The following is a 15860-nucleotide window of genomic DNA, read 5'->3' as shown; positions in this document are numbered from 1 at the left end:
ATCCAGCCCCTTCAACGAGAACGTGTGTCCGTGCAGGTGCATCGGGTGCCACATGCCCGTGGCCAGCTGTGCGGCCCCCGCCCCCGTCTCCCGCCTGGTCATATCGCGTGGGCGTCCACCCGTTCCTGGTCGTATCCGTGCTCCTGCCGCTCGCGGGCCGGGCGCGGCCGTGGTGAGCGCACCAGGACGCGTTTGAGCCAGCGGTCCGTGCCGTCGTACCGGGGCGTGAAGGCCAGCCTGCCGTGTACCACGGCGTCGTTGTCGATGATCAGCAGGTCGCCCGGTTCCAGCGGGACGACATGGCCGTTGGCCTCCAGAGCATGACCGAGCCGGTCGAAGGCGGCGTTGAAGGCCGGGTCGTCGGTGAGCCGATGGGTGTAAGAGGGGTCGTAGCGGATGCCGAGAGCGCCCTGCTCGCGGTGCCAGAGCGTGGCGATCCCGACCGGCGGGCGCAGCTCCGCGTCCCGGTCGCCGTAGCTGTCGTCGGGCAGCACGACGGCCAGGGGCCGCTGCAGCTGTTCGACGTCGGCTGCCGTCAGGGAGGCGGTGGTGGCGCTGGAGAGTCTGCTGCCGACGTCGTCCGGGTTGCGCACGCAGGCCAGGAGCAGGACGTCGGCCCGGTTCGGGTGGAAGGCGTCCTCGGTATGCCAGGCGAGCGGGACCACGCTGCCGGCGCCGACCTGGAGGCGCTCCTGACCGGGGGTGGGGAGGATGTTGTGGACGATCCGTCCGTCCTGCTGGTTGCGCCAGCCGAACACCCGCCCGAGACGGGAGGCGATCAGGGCGAGAGCGATGTCGAGGCCGGCGTTGCGCCGGGGGTCGCTCGCCCGCCAGTGCAGAGGCGTGGGACCCGGGTCACCGCAGTTCAGCAGTCCTTTGACGACACGGTGACCGATGTGCGGATCGGGAGACCGGACGAGTTCGTCGAGGCCTGCGGCCAGACTCTGCGGGAGCCGCCCCGCGTCAGGAGCGGACAGCACAGTGTCGCCTGTGGCGCCGCCGGCAGCCAGCGTCCGCGCCGCTCGTAGGAGGTCCTTCCCGAGCTCCCGGTCCGCACGATGTATTTCCTGCACCGGCATGCGGTCTACCTTTCAGGGACCTTTCAAGAATGGAGGTCGTTCCGGCAGGAACCGACCGGTCGGTGAATCGGTGACGAGGCCAGTTTGACCCTGCTCCAGGGATCAGCTTCAGGTCCCGGCGATACACCGGTCAAGGGATCCGAGGCTATTCCGCACTTTGTCATCACCACCCTCGCGACTTCAATGCGACGGCACCAACAGAATGCTGATGAGGGCTCAGCGGAAGATGTGTACCGGGTTCGATCGTTCCACGGATTACCAGGCCGCCGGCGGCACCTAGAGTCATTTCACGGAAGCCGATTCCGCCGGAACTGCACCGGGTCGACCCGCCGGCGGACCCGCTCTTCGGAGGGTGAAAGGTGGTCTGGAGTTGATCGACAGCACTGTGGCCGACACCACGGCGGAGTCACACTCCGTGTCCAGTCGCTCCGGCCCGCACGCGCCCGAGGCCCGCGAGGCGTTGCTCCACGAACGCATCGCCGCCCACGCGCACCGCCTGCCGGACGCGCCTGCGGTGACCTGTGAAGGACAGACGCTCACTTACGGAGAGCTGGATGCCCGCGCTGAGCGGCTCGCCGCCGGCCTGCGCACCCGGGTGCACGGCGAGGACGCCGTCATCGCCGTGCTGATGGACCGTTCGACGGACCTGATCGTCACCCTGCTCGGCGTGCTGAAGGCGGGCTGTGCGTATCTGGCGCTCAACACCGCCGACCCGGACCGGCGTCTGGCCGAGCTGGTCGCCGACGCCGGGGCACGTCTGGCCGTGGCGGCACCCGAGCACACCGGACGGCTGCCCGACACCGTTCAGACCCTGACACCGGCCACAGTGTCCTCACCCACCGGCCAGCCGGACGTGTCCCCGGCCGCCGCGCGGGGCGACCGCGCAGCCGCAGACCGGGCACGCACGGCCGACGACCTGGCCTACGTGTGCTACACGTCAGGCTCCACCGGCGCGCCCAAGGGCGTGGGTGTGACCCATCGCGGCGTGCTGCGTCTGGTGGTGTCGCAGGACTGGCTGCGTCTGACACCCGAGGACAGCGTGCTCCAGGTCTCCTCCGTGTCCTTCGACGCGTCGACGCTGGAGATCTTCGGAGCGCTCTGCGCGGGTTGTCGCCTGGTGGTGCACCCTGGCGGAGGACCGATCGACCTCGATGCTCTGACCGCCACCGTCACCGGCCACGGGGTGACCGTCGTCAACCTGGCCACCGGCCTGCTCCACCAGCTGATCGAGAGCCGGTTGTCCTTCTTCGCCGGTCTCCGGCACGTGGTGACGGGAGGCGACGTCGCCTCGCCCGCTCTCGTGGCCCGGCTCCTGGCCGCCTGGCCGGGCCTGACGTTCACCAACGGCTACGGCCCCACGGAGAACACCACCTTCACGACCTGCTGGACCACCAGCGGGCCGCCGCCGGACGCCGTTCCCATCGGTACGGCCGTCACCGGCACCGGGGTCGCCGTGCTCGACGACGCGATGCGCCCGGTGACGGTGGGTGGCGCCGGCGAGATATACACCTGGGGTGCGGGCCTGGCCCGCGGCTATCTGGGCCGGCCCGCGGCCACCGCGGAGCGCTTCCTGCCCTGCCCGTTCGGGCCGCCGGGGTCGCGCATGTACCGCACAGGCGACATGGCCCGGCTGCTGCCGGACGGCAACCTGGAGTTCGCCGGGCGCATCGACCGGCAGGTCAAGGTGCGCGGTCACCGGGTGGAGCCGGGTGCCGTCGAGGCGGCCTTGGCCCGGCAGGCCGGCGTCGACCGGGCGGTCGTCGTGGTCGAACAGGACGACGCCGGCCGTAGACGGCTGGTCGGCCATGTCGTTCCGAGCGGCGCCCCGGACGAGGGGCTGGGCGCACGGCTGCGCGCGTCGCTGGCCGCGGAACTGCCCGGCTACGCCGTGCCGGACACCATCCTGGTGCACACCACGCTGCCGGTCACCGCGCACGGCAAGGTGGACCGTTCCGCCCTCACGAACGCGGGCCCCCGACCGCGCGCAGTGGCCAACCCCTACGTTCCTCCCGCCACGCCGCTCCAGCGGCGCCTCACCGAACTGTGGAGCGCGCTGCTGGACATCGCGCCCGTCGGGATCGACGACGACTTCTTCGACCTGGGCGGCCACTCGCTGCTGGCCGCCGAACTGCTGGACCGCATGCACAAGGAGCTGGGCGTCGAGGTACCGGCCACCGCGCTGTATCTGCGCTCCACCGTCGCCGAACTGAGCGAGGCCGTGGACGAGACCCTGGCCGGAGGGGAGAGCCGATCGTGACCGTCTCACCGCACCACACGGCGCCCCCGTCCGTCACCTCCGGATGCCCGGCGCACCAGGACGCAGCCGGCCTGGGAGCCCTCGCCGACCTGGCCGATCCCGCGCTCTACCGCGACCGCGACCCCCATGAGACGTGGACCGAGCTGAGGCGCCGGGCACCCGTCGCCCGGCACGAGAAGGACGGCCACCCGTACTGGTCGGTGACCCGGTACGCGGACATCGACCGGGTGCTGCGCGACCACGCCACGTTCACCTCGCAACGCGGCACTTTGCTCTACCTTCTCGGCCGGGGCGACCCAGCGGGCGGCCACCAGATGGCGGCGACGGATCCACCGCGGCACACGTCGCTGCGCGAACCACTGCAACGGGCATTGGCCGTCAAGCCCACCATGGAGCGGCGGGAACAGATCCGCGCGGTGGTGACGGACCTGCTGGCACCGTTGGCCGACGGAGGCCCCTACGACCTCGCGGCCCACGCGAACCGGCTGCCGATGGCCGTGGCCGGCGTGCTGATGGGGCTGCCCGAGGAGGACTGGGACCGGCTGGTCGACCTCACCACCGCGTCCGTGGCACCTGAGGACCCGCGCTACCGCGACGAGCGCGGCATCGACCGGGTGCTCAACACGGCCCACCGCGGCCTGTTCGCCTACTTCCACGAGATCGTCCACGAGCGGCGCGCGCACCCGGGCGATGACCTGATCAGCCTGCTGCTGAGGATGGAGATCGACGGCCGCCCGCTCAACGCGGGCGAGGTCATCTCCAACTGCTACAGCCTGCTGCTCGGCGCCAACGTGACCACGGCCCAGGTCCCGGTGAGCACCCTCGCGGAACTCATGGGCACGCCGACCCTCCAGGCCTGGGCCGACCGGCCGGACCTGATCATCAGCGGAGTGGACGAGGCGCTGCGCTGGGCCACGCCCACCACCCACTTCATCCGCTACGCCACCAGGGACGTGCACCTGCGCGGCACCCGTGTGGCGGCGGGCGACGCGGTCGCCGTGTGGCTGCCGTCCGCCAACCGCGACGAGGACGTCTTCCCCGACCCGTTCACCTTCGACATCGCCCGTCGCCCCAACAAGCATCTGGCGTTCGGCATCGGCCCGCACTACTGCGTGGGCCACACCGTTGCCAAGGTGACCCTGCGGCTCTTCTTCTCCGAGCTGTTCAGCCGGTTCACCGACATCGTCCCGGTCGGCCCGGGCAAACGCCTGTACTCCAACACGATCTACGGCTGGACCGAGATGCCGATCACCGCCCGCACGCGGCCGCGGGCTCGCCCGGCCGCCTATTGACCAGTGGCCGCCCGCCGCCCGCCGCCGGGCGACCGTCAGCCGAACCGAAGGTGAGGTCCACCAGCCGATGCCGACCGCCGGCCGACCCCCACGCTGGTTTCTCAGAGAACCGCTTCCCGACACCCGAGCCCGGGTGTTCCTGCTGCCCTATTCGGGATGCGGCGCGTCCATGTACCGCCAGTGGCCGTCCGAGTACCAGGGCGTCGGCTTCGTGCCGGTACAGCTGCCGGGCCGCGAGAACAGGCTGCGGGAGCAGCCCTTCGAAACGTACCAGGAACTGGGCCGCGTCCTTTCCGAGGTCCTCGAACCCCATCTGAACGTCCCCTACGCCCTGTTCGGCCACTGCAGCGCGGCGCTCGCAGCATACGAGACCGCCGTGCAAGCGGTCGGCCGCGGCGCACGGCCGCCACAACGGCTGTTCGTCTCCTCCGAGGTGGCCCCGCAGGACGGTCCGTACGGCCGTCACCTCCAGATGGACGACGAGGAACTGGCCGAGGAGCTGCGCGGGCTGATCGTGCAGTTGGGCGGCACTCCGCTGCCCACGTTCGTCAGCATGACCCTGGGTGTGCTGCGGCGTGACATCGAGGTCAATCGCCGCTACCACCTGGCCGATCCGCCGAGACTGCCGTGCCCGATCACCGCGATCGGTTGGAGCGGCGACATCGGGATGGAGCCGGAGCGGATGACCGGCTGGGCGGCATGCGGCGACATGGACCAGGTCGTCTTCGACGGCGGCCACTACGGCTTCATCGAGGGCCCTGAGAGGCTGCTGCGGCTCTTGGCCGACGGCGTCACCGCAGACCGGCCGTCCACAGGACCAGCCGGCGGAAGGAGTGAAGAGGCATGTTGATCCTTTCGTTCAAGGAAGGACACGACAGCGCGGTCTCGGCGATCGACGACGGCCGCCTGCTGTTCTCGCTGGAGGCGGAGAAGGACTCCTTCCCGCGCTACGACTCGCTCACCGCGGAGGTGCTGCTGGCCGCTGCGGAGCGGCTTGACCGGCTCCCGGACGTGGTGGCCGTCGGCGGCTGGGTGAAGGGCACGTACTCCGATGAGCCGCCCTCGCTCACCGGCTACTTCGGCGTCGGCGAAGGGTCGGTGTCCGACCGGGCCGGCCGGTTCTTCGGCAAGGACGTGCGGGTCTTCTCCTCCACCCATGAGCGCTCGCACATCATGACCGCCTACGGGCTCTCGCCGTTCCCTGCGGGGCAGCCCTGCTACTGCCTGGTGTGGGAGGGCAACATCGGTTCCTTCTACCGCATCGACGAAACCGGTGGCGTCACCCACCTGCAGCACGTGATGTCCGACCCGGGCAACAAGTACGCCTACCTGTTCGCCCTGGCCGACCGGAAGTTCACCGCCAACAAGGGCGTCCTCCGGCTCCAGGACGCGGGCAAGCAGATGGCCCTCACGGGCTTCGCCCGGCGCACCGAGACAACCGCGGAGGAGCGGGAACTCATCGACTTCCTGCTCGCGCAGGAGCGGATCATCACGACCCTGGGCAAGGACGAGATGGACTGGACGCCGTTCCGGAACATCGGAGTCGAGTCGCAGGAGTACAAGGACCTGGCGGCCAAGTTCTCCGACGCCATCTTCGACCGCTTCCACGCCTACGCCGCGGAGCATCTCACCGAGGGACTGCCGCTGCTGATCTCCGGCGGCTGCGGGCTGAACTGCGAGTGGAACCGCCGCTGGGCCGAATGCGGCCTCTTCCCGCAGGTCTTCGTGCCACCGTGCCCGAACGACAGCGGCTCCTCGCTGGGCACTGCCGTCGACGCCCAACTGCACTACACGGGCATGGCGACCGTGGAGTGGGACGTCTACGCCGGCGACGACTTCGTGGAGGACACCGCCTTCGATCCGGAGCGCTACGAGACCCGGCCACTGGACTACGGGGAGGTGGCGCGGTTCATCGCCGACGGGGGCATCATCGGCTGGGCCCGCGGCCGGTGGGAGATGGGCCCCAGGGCGCTGGGCAACCGGTCGATCCTGGCGGCGCCGTTCAGCGCGGAGACCACCGCCCGGCTGAACAAGATCAAGCAGCGGGAAGGATACCGTCCCATCGCCCCGATCTGTCTGGAGGAGGACGCCGGGCAATGGTTCGAGGGCTCTGTCCCCGACCCCTATATGCTCTACTTCAGCACCGTCCGCTCCGAGGCGCTCAAGGCCGTGACACACGTCGACGGCACGGCGCGGGCCCAGACCGTGACCCGTGAGCAGAACCCGGCCATAGCCTCCTTGCTGGAGGCCTTCCGCGGCGTCACCGGGTTCAGCGTGCTGTGCAACACCTCGCTCAACTTCTCCGGCCGCGGCTTCATCAACCGCACCAGCGACCTCATCCGCTACGGCGAGCAGCACGACCTCGACGGCTACGTGGTCGGGGACACCTTCGTCACGCCGCGCGCCCCGCGGTCCTGAGCCGGCAACGCGCGTTCCCGGACCCCGCGCTCCCGTGGCAGCACTCGTGTACGTGTGAAAGAGGGAACACCCATGCAGCAGAGCAAGGCAAGGCTGAACGGACGACAGGCCGATCCGGAGTTCTTCCGCTTCGAGGAGCGCAGCGACCTCGACTACGGGCTCGTCCTGGACGTCCTGCACGGCCGCCGACTCGGAGTGATCTTCCGGGACGTCATACCTCCGGCCGCGCGCAAGGAACTGACCGAGCGGTTCTGGGCGAGTCCCGCACGTCAGCACCGGGAGGGCGAGCCGTCGCACTACGTCGGCGCCTACCACTGGAACAAGAGCGCCGACACGTACCTCAGGGAAGCCGCGGAGGTGGCCGACCACGTGCAGGAGGTGATCGACGCTCCCGGCTCGCCCTGGCACACCTTCCGGCAGGGTGTGAACGAGGCCCTGGGGCAGGAAGGCGCCTCGCTGAGAATCGCGGAGATGGGCGGCCGCTCGGCGTCCGCGGCCCTCATCCGCGCCTGGGACAAAGAGGGCGACTTCTCCCTCGACCCGCACGAGGACGAGGCACAGTGCAAGGATCCGCGCCAGGCGGGATTCGAGATCCAGCGTGTGCTGGAGCACGACATCTGCGCGGTGAACATGTGCATCGAGCACACCGCCGGAGGACGGCTGGTGATCTGGAACATCCGGCCCGACGACGCGACACGGCGCGCCCTGGGCATCGAGCTGACCGGCCTGCCCTACACGGCCGAGGCCCTGGCCGGCTTCGAGGAACTGCGCCTGGACATCCACGAGGGCGATGTCTACGCCTTCAACGGGGCCTTCGTGCACGCAGTGGACGCCAACAGCGGCAACCGCACCACGGTGTCCTTCATCATGGGCTTCACCGACGCCCAGACGGTGGTGAGCTGGACCTGAGGCCGGCACGGCCGACGGCCCCCAGCGGCCGTACCGGACGCCAGGGCCCGCCTTCCCGAGCGTGCGCCGACTCCGCGCGACGCCGTCGATGCCCCGACGGGGAGGGCGGACCCTGGCCGTGCCCGTGTCGCTGAGACCAAGGGGAGGCAGGAAGAGGTGAACGTGGACGACCAGCTCGAGTCGTACCGGCGTGACCGGCCGGGCCGGATTGCCGGTTCCGGCTCCAGCGTCGGAGGAGCGTACGCCAACGGGTGTCCGTACAGCGGCGCGCGGGCCGGGAGCATCGGCGGCGCCGGGCGCGCCGGCGGTGCGGACTCGGGCACCGAGGACTTCGACAGTCATGACCCGGCCTTGGCCGAAGACCCCTTTCCCTCCTATGCGCGCCTGCGATCGCGATGCCCTGTTTCCTGGAGCCGGGCCTGGGGTGGCTTCTGGGTCGTGGCACGGCATGCGGAGGTCTCGGAAGCAGGGCGCGACGGAGTGTTCCGCACCGGGCACGTGCTGGCCGACGGGACTCTTCAGGGCGTGACCATTCCGCCTCTGGGACAGACCGGCAGGCTGATTCCGCTGGAGGAGGACACACCGCGGAACCTCAAGTTCCGCAAGTTGCTGTCGTCGTTCTACTCCGCGGGCAGGGTGCGGGAACGGATGCCGGAACTTCGCCAGGTGGCCCGGGAGAGCGTGGACGCCGTCATCAGCGAGGGCGCCTGTGATCTGGTCACCGCGCTGACGCTGCGGGTGCCAGGCATCGTCACCATGCGCGATCTCGGACTACCGGACGACCGCTGGTTCGAGATCGACTCGCTGGTCCACCAGGCGCTGCTGGCCGCACCGCACGATCCCGCCGGGGCACGCGCCCACGCGCAGCGCATCACGATGGCTCTGGTGGAGGAGCTGGACGTACGCCGAGAACACGGCACCGACCCCGCGGACCGCAGTCTGTTCCCGCTTCTCCTGGCGGGCAGGGTGGACGGCGAACCCGTGTCCGACGAGGACATCCTGTCGATGCTGTACCTCATCCTGCTGGGCATCGACCCGGTGTCCTCCCTGACCGCGACGGCGCTTCTGCACCTTGAGGAGCATCCGTCGCTCAGGGCCCGCCTGATCGCGGAACCGGCCCTCATCCCGCGTGCCGCGGACGAATACCTCCGGTGGATGTCTCCGGTACAGGGCACCGGCCGCACCGTCGCCGAGGAGATCGAGCTCGGGGGCCGTACGCTGCGGGCGGGCGAGAGGGTCTTCGTCAGCTGGGCCTCGGCCAACCGCGACGAGACGGTCTTCGCCGACCCCGACACCGTCGACCTCGGCCGCGACACCTCGGGACACCTCGCCTTCGGCGCCGGCTCGCACTACTGTCTGGGCGCCTCCCTGGTGCGGGCCCTGTTCACCGTGATGCTGGAAGAGGTGCTCAGCCGGATCCCGGACTACCGGGTGAGCGACCGGGATGCCGTCACCTGGTTTCCCGACATCACGTCCTTCTACGGCGTCACCTCCCTCCCGGTCCGTTTCACCCGGCGGTCCGACTGAAACCAACAGACCGCTGACATGGAATGCGCTCAATTCCAGCGCTTCGGCTTCGGGGTGACCGACCCTCTTTCCGACGGCACCGCAGGACATGGACGGACAGGGGGACACGGGGCGGACTTCCGCTCTGCGGGTCTTCGGGTCCGCCGAAAGGTGCGGCGCATCCCGTTCCCGGGAAACGTCGGCGGCCGTGACGAACGGCACGACAGCCGCCTGGCCGGCGGCCGAGATCCCTGATCCCTCCCTCGACAAGGACGCCCATGACCGAACGCATGAGCCGGCGGGCCGTATCGCGGCGCGTGACGGCGTCGCTCGCCCTCGTTTCCTTCGCCGCTGCGGTCCACCGGGGCACCGGCCGGAACGACGTCACCGTCGACCGTCACGTCTCCGGCGACGGCACCGCGGGCGACGGCGCCGGCGACCGCACGCCGCAACCACCGCGCCGCATGCACCGACTGGTTGCCGAGCGGGCCGCCGCGCCCCTCGCGCCGCCCGCAGTGTCCTCGGCGGGTCTCCTGCCCCCGGCCACGGGGCACCCGCGGTGAGCGACACGGCTTCCACCGTCGCCCGTCAGGACCGCTGGGTGCGGCGGCTGAGTTCCGGCGACGATCCGCGCTGTCGGCTGTTCTGCCTGCACGCCGCGGGCAGCGGACCGGGCATGTTCCGAGACCTGCCGGTTCATCTGCCCGACTGTGTCTCCGTCGAAGCGGTGCTGCTGCCCGGCCGCGAGAACCGGATCGCAGAACGCCCCTACGACCGGATGGGACCCTTGGTGGAGGCGCTGGCCGAGGCGCTCTGCCGACGGCTCGACCTGCCCTATGCGTTCTTCGGCTACAGCATGGGCGCGCAGGTGTCGTTCAACCTCACGCACGCCCTGCGCGACCGCGGACTGCCGCTTCCCGTGGGCCTGTTCGTGGCCGCGAGCCCGGGACCCTACCTGCAACGCGAGGTGCCCGCCTGGAACGAGTCCGATGACCGGCTGGTCGAGTACCTCCGCGAACTCGGCGGCACGGCACCGCACGTCCTGGACGACCCCGACCTGCTGGACCTCCTGCTCCCCACCCTCCGAGCCGATCTCACCGTGATCGCGACCTGGCCCTACCGCACGCGGCCCACACTGCCGGTAGCCGTCCGGGCGTTCTCCGGAGCCGAGGACGGGCCCGCTTCTCCCGAACGGATGGGGGCGTGGCGGATGGAGACGCACGGGGTCTTCCGGCAGAGCGTCCTGCCCGGCGGCCACTTCTTCATCAACGACGCGCTGCCAACCGTCGCCGACGTCATCGCCACGGACCTGACGTCGATGCTCGGCCTTCCTGCCGCGAGCACCACCCGGACGGGCACGGGCAGACCACCCCACCCCTAGGGAGTGTCTTTCCGATTCTCAGGCCGCAACCCCCACAGCGAGCTGCGACGGCAGCTGGCCGGCCGCAGCCGCGGCATCCAGTTCCAGTTCGACACCCCCCAGCGTCGCCAACTCGAGAGCCAGGGCGTGCCCATGCTGCGACTGTGGCGCCGCGGCGACACCCTCCAGCACGCCCTGAGCATCCTGCACGCCATCCAACCGGATCCTTCAGCGGGGCGCGCACCACGCGACGACATGATCGAAGAATTCGAGGGCCTGGACCGCGCCATCCCCCGCCCAGTCCGCCACGACCTGATCACCTGGCGCGACGCCGGCCAGATCACCATCAACCGCATCACCCTGCCCGACCAGCCCGCCGAACCCGCCGATGCTCAGATCGTCTGCGACCTGCGAGAACGCTGGGTGGACCACAGCCCGCTGCGCCGCGCTGCACTCGCCGCTCTCCAGCACCTTCAAGACCAGGACGTCGACCTCAGCGACGTGGAACTCTCCGGCTACCGCTTGCCAACCCCCAGCCGCATGGCCGGCCGCCTCGAAGAGCCCCGCTGGTGGGTGAACTGGAAGTGGCAGCACTACCGGTCCATCCCGTACTGCCTGGCCGATGGCGACGGCTGGCTCGAAGTCCTGGCACCCACCCGCACCCGTCCCCTGCATGCCCTCCTATTCGCCCCCGGCCCCACCCCTGCCCAGGCGTAGCAAGCCCAGGGCACAGCATCACGTCGGCAGGCGAGAACTGACCGCGCCTCGGGCACCACGGGCCCCAGCCATGACATCACCGGGGCCCGGCTTTATGGAGTCCTCTGCTCCAACCACCCCGAGACTTCAACCTCGCGCCTCCCCGCGGCAGTTGCACCACAGCAGGGGGAACGCCGCCGGGAACCTGCTGTACACCAGAACCATGAGGACCCAAGAAGCGTTCTGCGTGCGATTGCGGCAGCGCAGACACCTGGGTGACCCGCCTCGACCAGACCAGCGCGGACGGCGACTGCCTTCGCTGTGACCGACCCTTCCACGCCACCCCGTGCCAGAACTGCGGCGGGTTCCGCATCGACGGCTCCTTCGGCGTTTCCGGCACCCGGTTCGAAAACCTCCCCGAGACCGTGAAGTGCTGGGACTGCGGCCACCGCAACCCGCTGCGCGACCCCGGCCCGGAGTAGGAACCTTTCCCACACAGTGCGGCAGGCTGGTCCTGCAGCAGTGAAAGACCCCGGGCTACACGCGCCCGGGCCTGCCCCGCCTTGCGCAATCACGTGGTGGCGGCCTTGTCACCCCGTTAGCGTGATCTGGCTGACGGGCGTCAGCAGCATGTGCGAAGACCCTGGAGTACCGATGGCTCTGCCGGCCCGGCTCACCGCCGCCCTGGGGCGGCACCCCGATCACCTCACCGAGGACGATCTGCAGCGCGCGGTCGACAGCCAGATACCCGAGAGCGTCGACCTCGACTGGAAGAAGGACTTCTACCAGGGCACCGACGCAGGCAAGAAGGAGCTCGCCAAGGACGTGTCCGCCATGGCCAACACCGCCGGCGGCATGGTCGTCATCGGCGTCGACGACGGCAAGAAGGACCGCGCACACGACCTGGCCCCCACAGAGCCGGTCCCGGGCCGGGGCGAGGAGTGGATCCGTTCGGTACTCGCCAACTGGATCCAGCCTGTCGTCCCGAACGTGGGCGTGCGACCGGTGAAGTCCACTCTCCACGAGGACAAGATCTACTGGATCCTCACCGTGCCCCCGAGCACCCAAGCTCCACACGCCGTCGCGGCTCCGGGCAACGACTACAACTTCCGCGTCCACGTCCGGCACGGCACCACGACCCGCACCCTCGCCGAATCCGAGATCGCCCAGCGCTACCGTGACCGCTTCCAGGCAGCCTCCGACGACATCGACCGCCTGCGACAAGTTGCCGACGCAGGCCGTGGCTACCTGTCGGACTACCTGACCACAACCGTGGACGGCGGCAGCGCTCCGGTGACCTACTACCCGGGATGGGTCAGTCTTGCCGCAGTGCCGGCCGTACGCGGCACCTATCCGTTGACCACCAGGGCCGATCGCGACGCTGCCTTCAACCGCTTCCACGACCTCGCCTGCCACGGAGTGACGCTCAACGCGCGGCCCCAGCACCCCCCGCTGGTAGGCCGCCGACAAGTCCGCTTCGAAGGCCTCCCCACCGGACAACTCCATCAGGACGGCAGCTTCTACGCCGCACAGACCATCAGCCTCAACAACGATCAGTTCGACGCTGACGGCCCCCAACAGATGTCCCAGCGCGCATTCGAACTCGACCTCGTCACCCTGGTGCAAGCAGCCGCGGCCTGGGCAGCAGAGACCGGAGCGGCCGGCGACCTGATGCTGTCAGCCGCACTGCACCGCTACAACGGCAGTGACAAGCTCGTCCGACTGGTCGTGACCGAAAGCACCTTCCAACGCGGCCCGGCCCTCCCGTTCCCCACCGCTCCCGCGCAGATCACGGGTGATCTTGCCGCCATCGTTACCGACAAGCGGGAGGCAGTTGTCGTGGCCTGCGCTCTCGCATCGGACCTGCTGGCCGACATGGGAGCCCACCAGCCGCACATCCTGACCCCTGATGGAGACATCCTGACGGACCGACTCAATGACGGATTCCGTCATCAGCTCACAGGCTGGGAGTCGTAGTGCGGCTGGACAGAGGCGAGCGTGGCTGTGATCGCCGATGCGGTCACGTGGGTTCGTGCGGCCACATGTGGTCGATGGCCCAGGCGGCCAGTGCCCATTCGGCTGGGATGTTCCGGTCATAGGCCTCGTCGGACGTCAGTACATATGCGGGAAAAAGGTCGGGATCCTCGTCCGGAACCCGAAGAGCGTCCCACTCGCAGCGCACTTCGAGGGTGGACGACCACTCTTCCTTCGACAAGGTGAAGGTGGCTGTCCAATGAGGATCTCCACCGCTGTTGGTCGCCACCGCGGTCGGGCGCGTTCCGTGCGCGGTGAACAACTGCAGCCGGTACGTTTCCGGCAGCCCCGGTGCGGTGAGCATGTGGTCGTCCGCGCTGAGCCGGCGCGGCGCGGTCGGTGCGCGCAGTTCGTTCTGGCCATGCGGTGCCGACTCGGAGGCCGGGGCCGGCGGGGAGTGATCAGTCAGGCTCCGATCGTTTTTGACCCGGCGGCGTACCGGTCGTCGTCGGTCGTTTCCTGTCGCCTGCGTCCCCTGGCAGCCTCGTCACCACGGCGGCACGGCCGTCCGCACCTGGGGCTCGTCCGCCTGCTCGCACACGGGCGGTCCACCAGGGGCACCGGATGCGCCTACGAGGCGGTTTCCGCGAACCAGGCCCGACTGCTTGGTACATGAAGGAGGGTCAGCACGGCTACGGAGAGGAGCACGCCGAGGACGCCTCCCGGCTCTCCTCGCATCACGTTGGTGGCTTCGCCGATGAAGTAGATCCCGACGGTCACCGTGAGGGTGGCGCGCAGGACGCTGCGCCCGGGCTGGAGGAAGAAGACGTGGACGGCGCTGACCAACGAGGGCAGAAGCAGAAGTGTCTGGAGCCAGACGGGGCCGGGGTAGTACCCGAGGGCCGTGCCTATCGTGGCTATTACAACGACGGCGGTGAGGATGTAGAGCAGGACGCGCAGCGCCGTGACAGTGCCCGGGCGCTTGGCCTGCGGCCGCTGGGGGGCCGTGGGGCCGGACTCCAGGGCGGTGGCTGCGATCGTGCGCGGGTCGCCGAGCTCGGCCAGGATCGCCTGTTCCTGCCCGGGGCGTTCGGAGAGGGCGACCTCGATGTGCTCGGCGAGGTCGGCGAGCAGTTCCTGGCGCCGGTCGGCCGGGAGTGCCGATGTCTCACGTTCGACAGCGGCAAGGAAGGCCTGTACGGAGGGGGAGGTGCTGAGGCTCATGGTGAACACGGTTCCGGTTCGATCGGGGACGGAGGTTACGGGGCGAGGAAGTCATCGACTGCATCGCGAAAAGCGGGCCAGATCCGGGCGAAGTCCTCGAGGGCGGCCAGCCCGGCGTCGGTCAGCCGGTAGTAACGGCGGGGCGGCCCGGACGTCGATTCCTTCCACGTGGTGGTGACCAGATCGGCGCGTCGGAGCCGGGACAGCAGGGGGTAGATGGTCCCCTGGCTGGCGGCAAGGGCTCCGCTCGCCTCCAGAGACTGCACCAGTTCGACCCCATAGCGGGGTTCGTCCCGCATCAGGGCCAGTACGCAGTACTCCAGCACGCCCTTGCGGAGCTGGCTTTCCACCTTGCCTAGGTACGAATCACCGGCACTGCCCTGTTCCATGCAGTACATGCTAGGCAACCGGTATGTTGTTCCGCAAGGTACCTGGCGCAAGTGCGGCGCGGTGGCCATCCGATGAAGGTCCATGTCCACCGTCGTCAGCCGGGCCAGGTGGCCGCCTGTCCCACCGGCATCGGTGTCGGCGACGCCGAGATGGCGGCCTCCGCGCCCTTGCCCGTACGTCGGTGTTCGAGGTCCTCTCCGCCTTGCGCGTCTGCCGCCAGCCAGGAGGCGGGCCCGCGTTCTGGCGCATGCGGGGGGCGGTGTAGTGGATGGGAAGACGTCCGTTCAGGGGGGCGGTGCAGGTGCTTGCCGAGACGGGTATGCCCCTGGGGGCCCTCTGGTCGTGCGAGGACTGGAAGGGGGGCCGCCTCTTCGTCGCCCGCAGTCGGCCGCGCAGCCGCGCGAGCTTTACAGGCCCGGCCGGGCGGTGGCCTCATCTGTGGTCCCCGCGCGCGCCCGCCGCCGCGGACGGCACCGGCTGCGGCCCCGGGCCGGGCGCTGCTCCTCTGTGCTCGGTGACGGCTCTGGACTCGATCAGGAGCGCTCGCCGGCAGGCGCCTGCCGCGGCGGGGCCGCGACGAGGGGGTACCTGAGCGTGGAGACCACAGGACTCGCCGCTCCCTCAACGCTCGCTCCGTTCCTGGGTCGTTGACCGGCCGGGTCGGTCGCCGCCGGGTTGCCCGCCCCCCGCCCGGTTGCCCGCGCCCCGACCCCCGCCGTGCGGCCGCTGTGCCCGCGTCTGCGCTCGCCGGTCGG

At 69.9% G+C, this 15860-nt stretch carries 15 protein-coding genes; 11 read left to right on the top strand and 4 right to left on the bottom strand.

The window, feature by feature from the left end; all coding sequences use genetic code 11:
• Nucleotides 1-98 precede the first annotated feature (98 nt).
• Nucleotides 99-980, bottom strand: a complete 882-nt coding sequence (locus tag AB0947_RS39880; protein WP_366755282.1) for a TauD/TfdA family dioxygenase — start codon at nt 978-980, stop codon at nt 99-101.
• Between the two features lie 469 nt (nt 981-1449).
• Here AB0947_RS39880 and AB0947_RS39875 point away from each other — a divergent pair, with 469 nt between their 5' ends.
• The 11 genes from AB0947_RS39875 to AB0947_RS39825 all read left to right on the top strand — a co-directional run bounded on the left by AB0947_RS39875 (nt 1450) and on the right by AB0947_RS39825 (nt 13494).
• Entirely contained in the window at nt 1450-3336 is a 1887-nt protein-coding gene (locus AB0947_RS39875; protein ID WP_366755281.1) for a non-ribosomal peptide synthetase, read from the top strand.
• The gene (locus tag AB0947_RS39870) at nt 3333-4628 is read left to right on the top strand and encodes a cytochrome P450 (protein ID WP_366755280.1); all 1296 of its coding nucleotides are present in this window, start codon (nt 3333-3335) and stop codon (nt 4626-4628) included. The genes AB0947_RS39875 and AB0947_RS39870 overlap by 4 nt, the downstream gene beginning before the upstream one ends.
• Before the next feature lie 67 nt (nt 4629-4695).
• The gene (locus AB0947_RS39865) at nt 4696-5478 is read left to right on the top strand and encodes a thioesterase domain-containing protein (protein ID WP_366755279.1); all 783 of its coding nucleotides are present in this window, start codon (nt 4696-4698) and stop codon (nt 5476-5478) included.
• A complete protein-coding gene (locus AB0947_RS39860) occupies nt 5472-7046 on the top strand; it encodes a carbamoyltransferase C-terminal domain-containing protein (protein WP_366755278.1) in 1575 nt (524 codons plus the stop codon). The genes AB0947_RS39865 and AB0947_RS39860 overlap by 7 nt, the downstream gene beginning before the upstream one ends.
• Before the next feature lie 72 nt (nt 7047-7118).
• Nucleotides 7119-7955: a hypothetical protein gene (locus tag AB0947_RS39855; RefSeq protein ID WP_366755277.1), complete on the top strand. Its 837-nt coding sequence runs from the start codon at nt 7119-7121 to the stop codon at nt 7953-7955.
• A 525-nt stretch (nt 7956-8480) separates the two neighbouring features.
• Nucleotides 8481-9482, top strand: coding sequence for a cytochrome P450 (locus AB0947_RS39850; RefSeq protein WP_366755276.1), 1002 nt, complete (start codon nt 8481-8483; stop codon nt 9480-9482).
• A 257-nt stretch (nt 9483-9739) separates the two neighbouring features.
• Nucleotides 9740-10024 (top strand): hypothetical protein, encoded by a 285-nt coding sequence (locus AB0947_RS39845; RefSeq protein ID WP_366755275.1) that lies wholly within the window; start codon nt 9740-9742, stop codon nt 10022-10024.
• Complete coding sequence (locus tag AB0947_RS39840) at nt 10021-10842, top strand: thioesterase domain-containing protein (RefSeq protein ID WP_366755274.1); 822 nt, start codon at nt 10021-10023, stop codon at nt 10840-10842. Before AB0947_RS39845 ends, AB0947_RS39840 begins: the two co-directional genes overlap by 4 nt.
• Before the next feature lie 3 nt (nt 10843-10845).
• On the top strand, nt 10846-11538 hold the full coding sequence (locus tag AB0947_RS39835; RefSeq protein ID WP_366755273.1) for a nucleotidyltransferase domain-containing protein: 693 nt from the start codon (nt 10846-10848) through the stop codon (nt 11536-11538).
• Between the two features lie 254 nt (nt 11539-11792).
• Entirely contained in the window at nt 11793-11999 is a 207-nt protein-coding gene (locus AB0947_RS39830) for a hypothetical protein (protein ID WP_366755272.1), read from the top strand.
• A 121-nt stretch (nt 12000-12120) separates the two neighbouring features.
• Nucleotides 12121-13494: an ATP-binding protein gene (locus AB0947_RS39825; protein ID WP_366755271.1), complete on the top strand. Its 1374-nt coding sequence runs from the start codon at nt 12121-12123 to the stop codon at nt 13492-13494.
• 43 nt (nt 13495-13537) lie between these two features.
• Here AB0947_RS39825 and AB0947_RS39820 read toward each other — a convergent pair whose 3' ends face one another.
• From AB0947_RS39820 to AB0947_RS39810, 3 genes are all read right to left on the bottom strand, one after another.
• A complete protein-coding gene (locus tag AB0947_RS39820; protein ID WP_366755270.1) occupies nt 13538-13855 on the bottom strand; it encodes a hypothetical protein in 318 nt (105 codons plus the stop codon).
• A gap of 266 nt (nt 13856-14121) precedes the next feature.
• Entirely contained in the window at nt 14122-14715 is a 594-nt protein-coding gene (locus AB0947_RS39815) for a hypothetical protein (protein WP_366755269.1), read from the bottom strand.
• Nucleotides 14716-14750: 35 nt separating this feature from the next.
• Nucleotides 14751-15104, bottom strand: a complete 354-nt coding sequence (locus tag AB0947_RS39810; protein ID WP_366755268.1) for a PadR family transcriptional regulator — start codon at nt 15102-15104, stop codon at nt 14751-14753.
• Between the last annotated feature and the right edge of the window lie 756 nt (nt 15105-15860).

The organism is Streptomyces sp. NPDC047841, from assembly GCF_040704085.1.
Taxonomy (GTDB): domain Bacteria; phylum Actinomycetota; class Actinomycetes; order Streptomycetales; family Streptomycetaceae; genus Streptomyces; species Streptomyces argyrophylli.
This window is presented reverse-complemented; position numbering and strand designations above follow the sequence as displayed.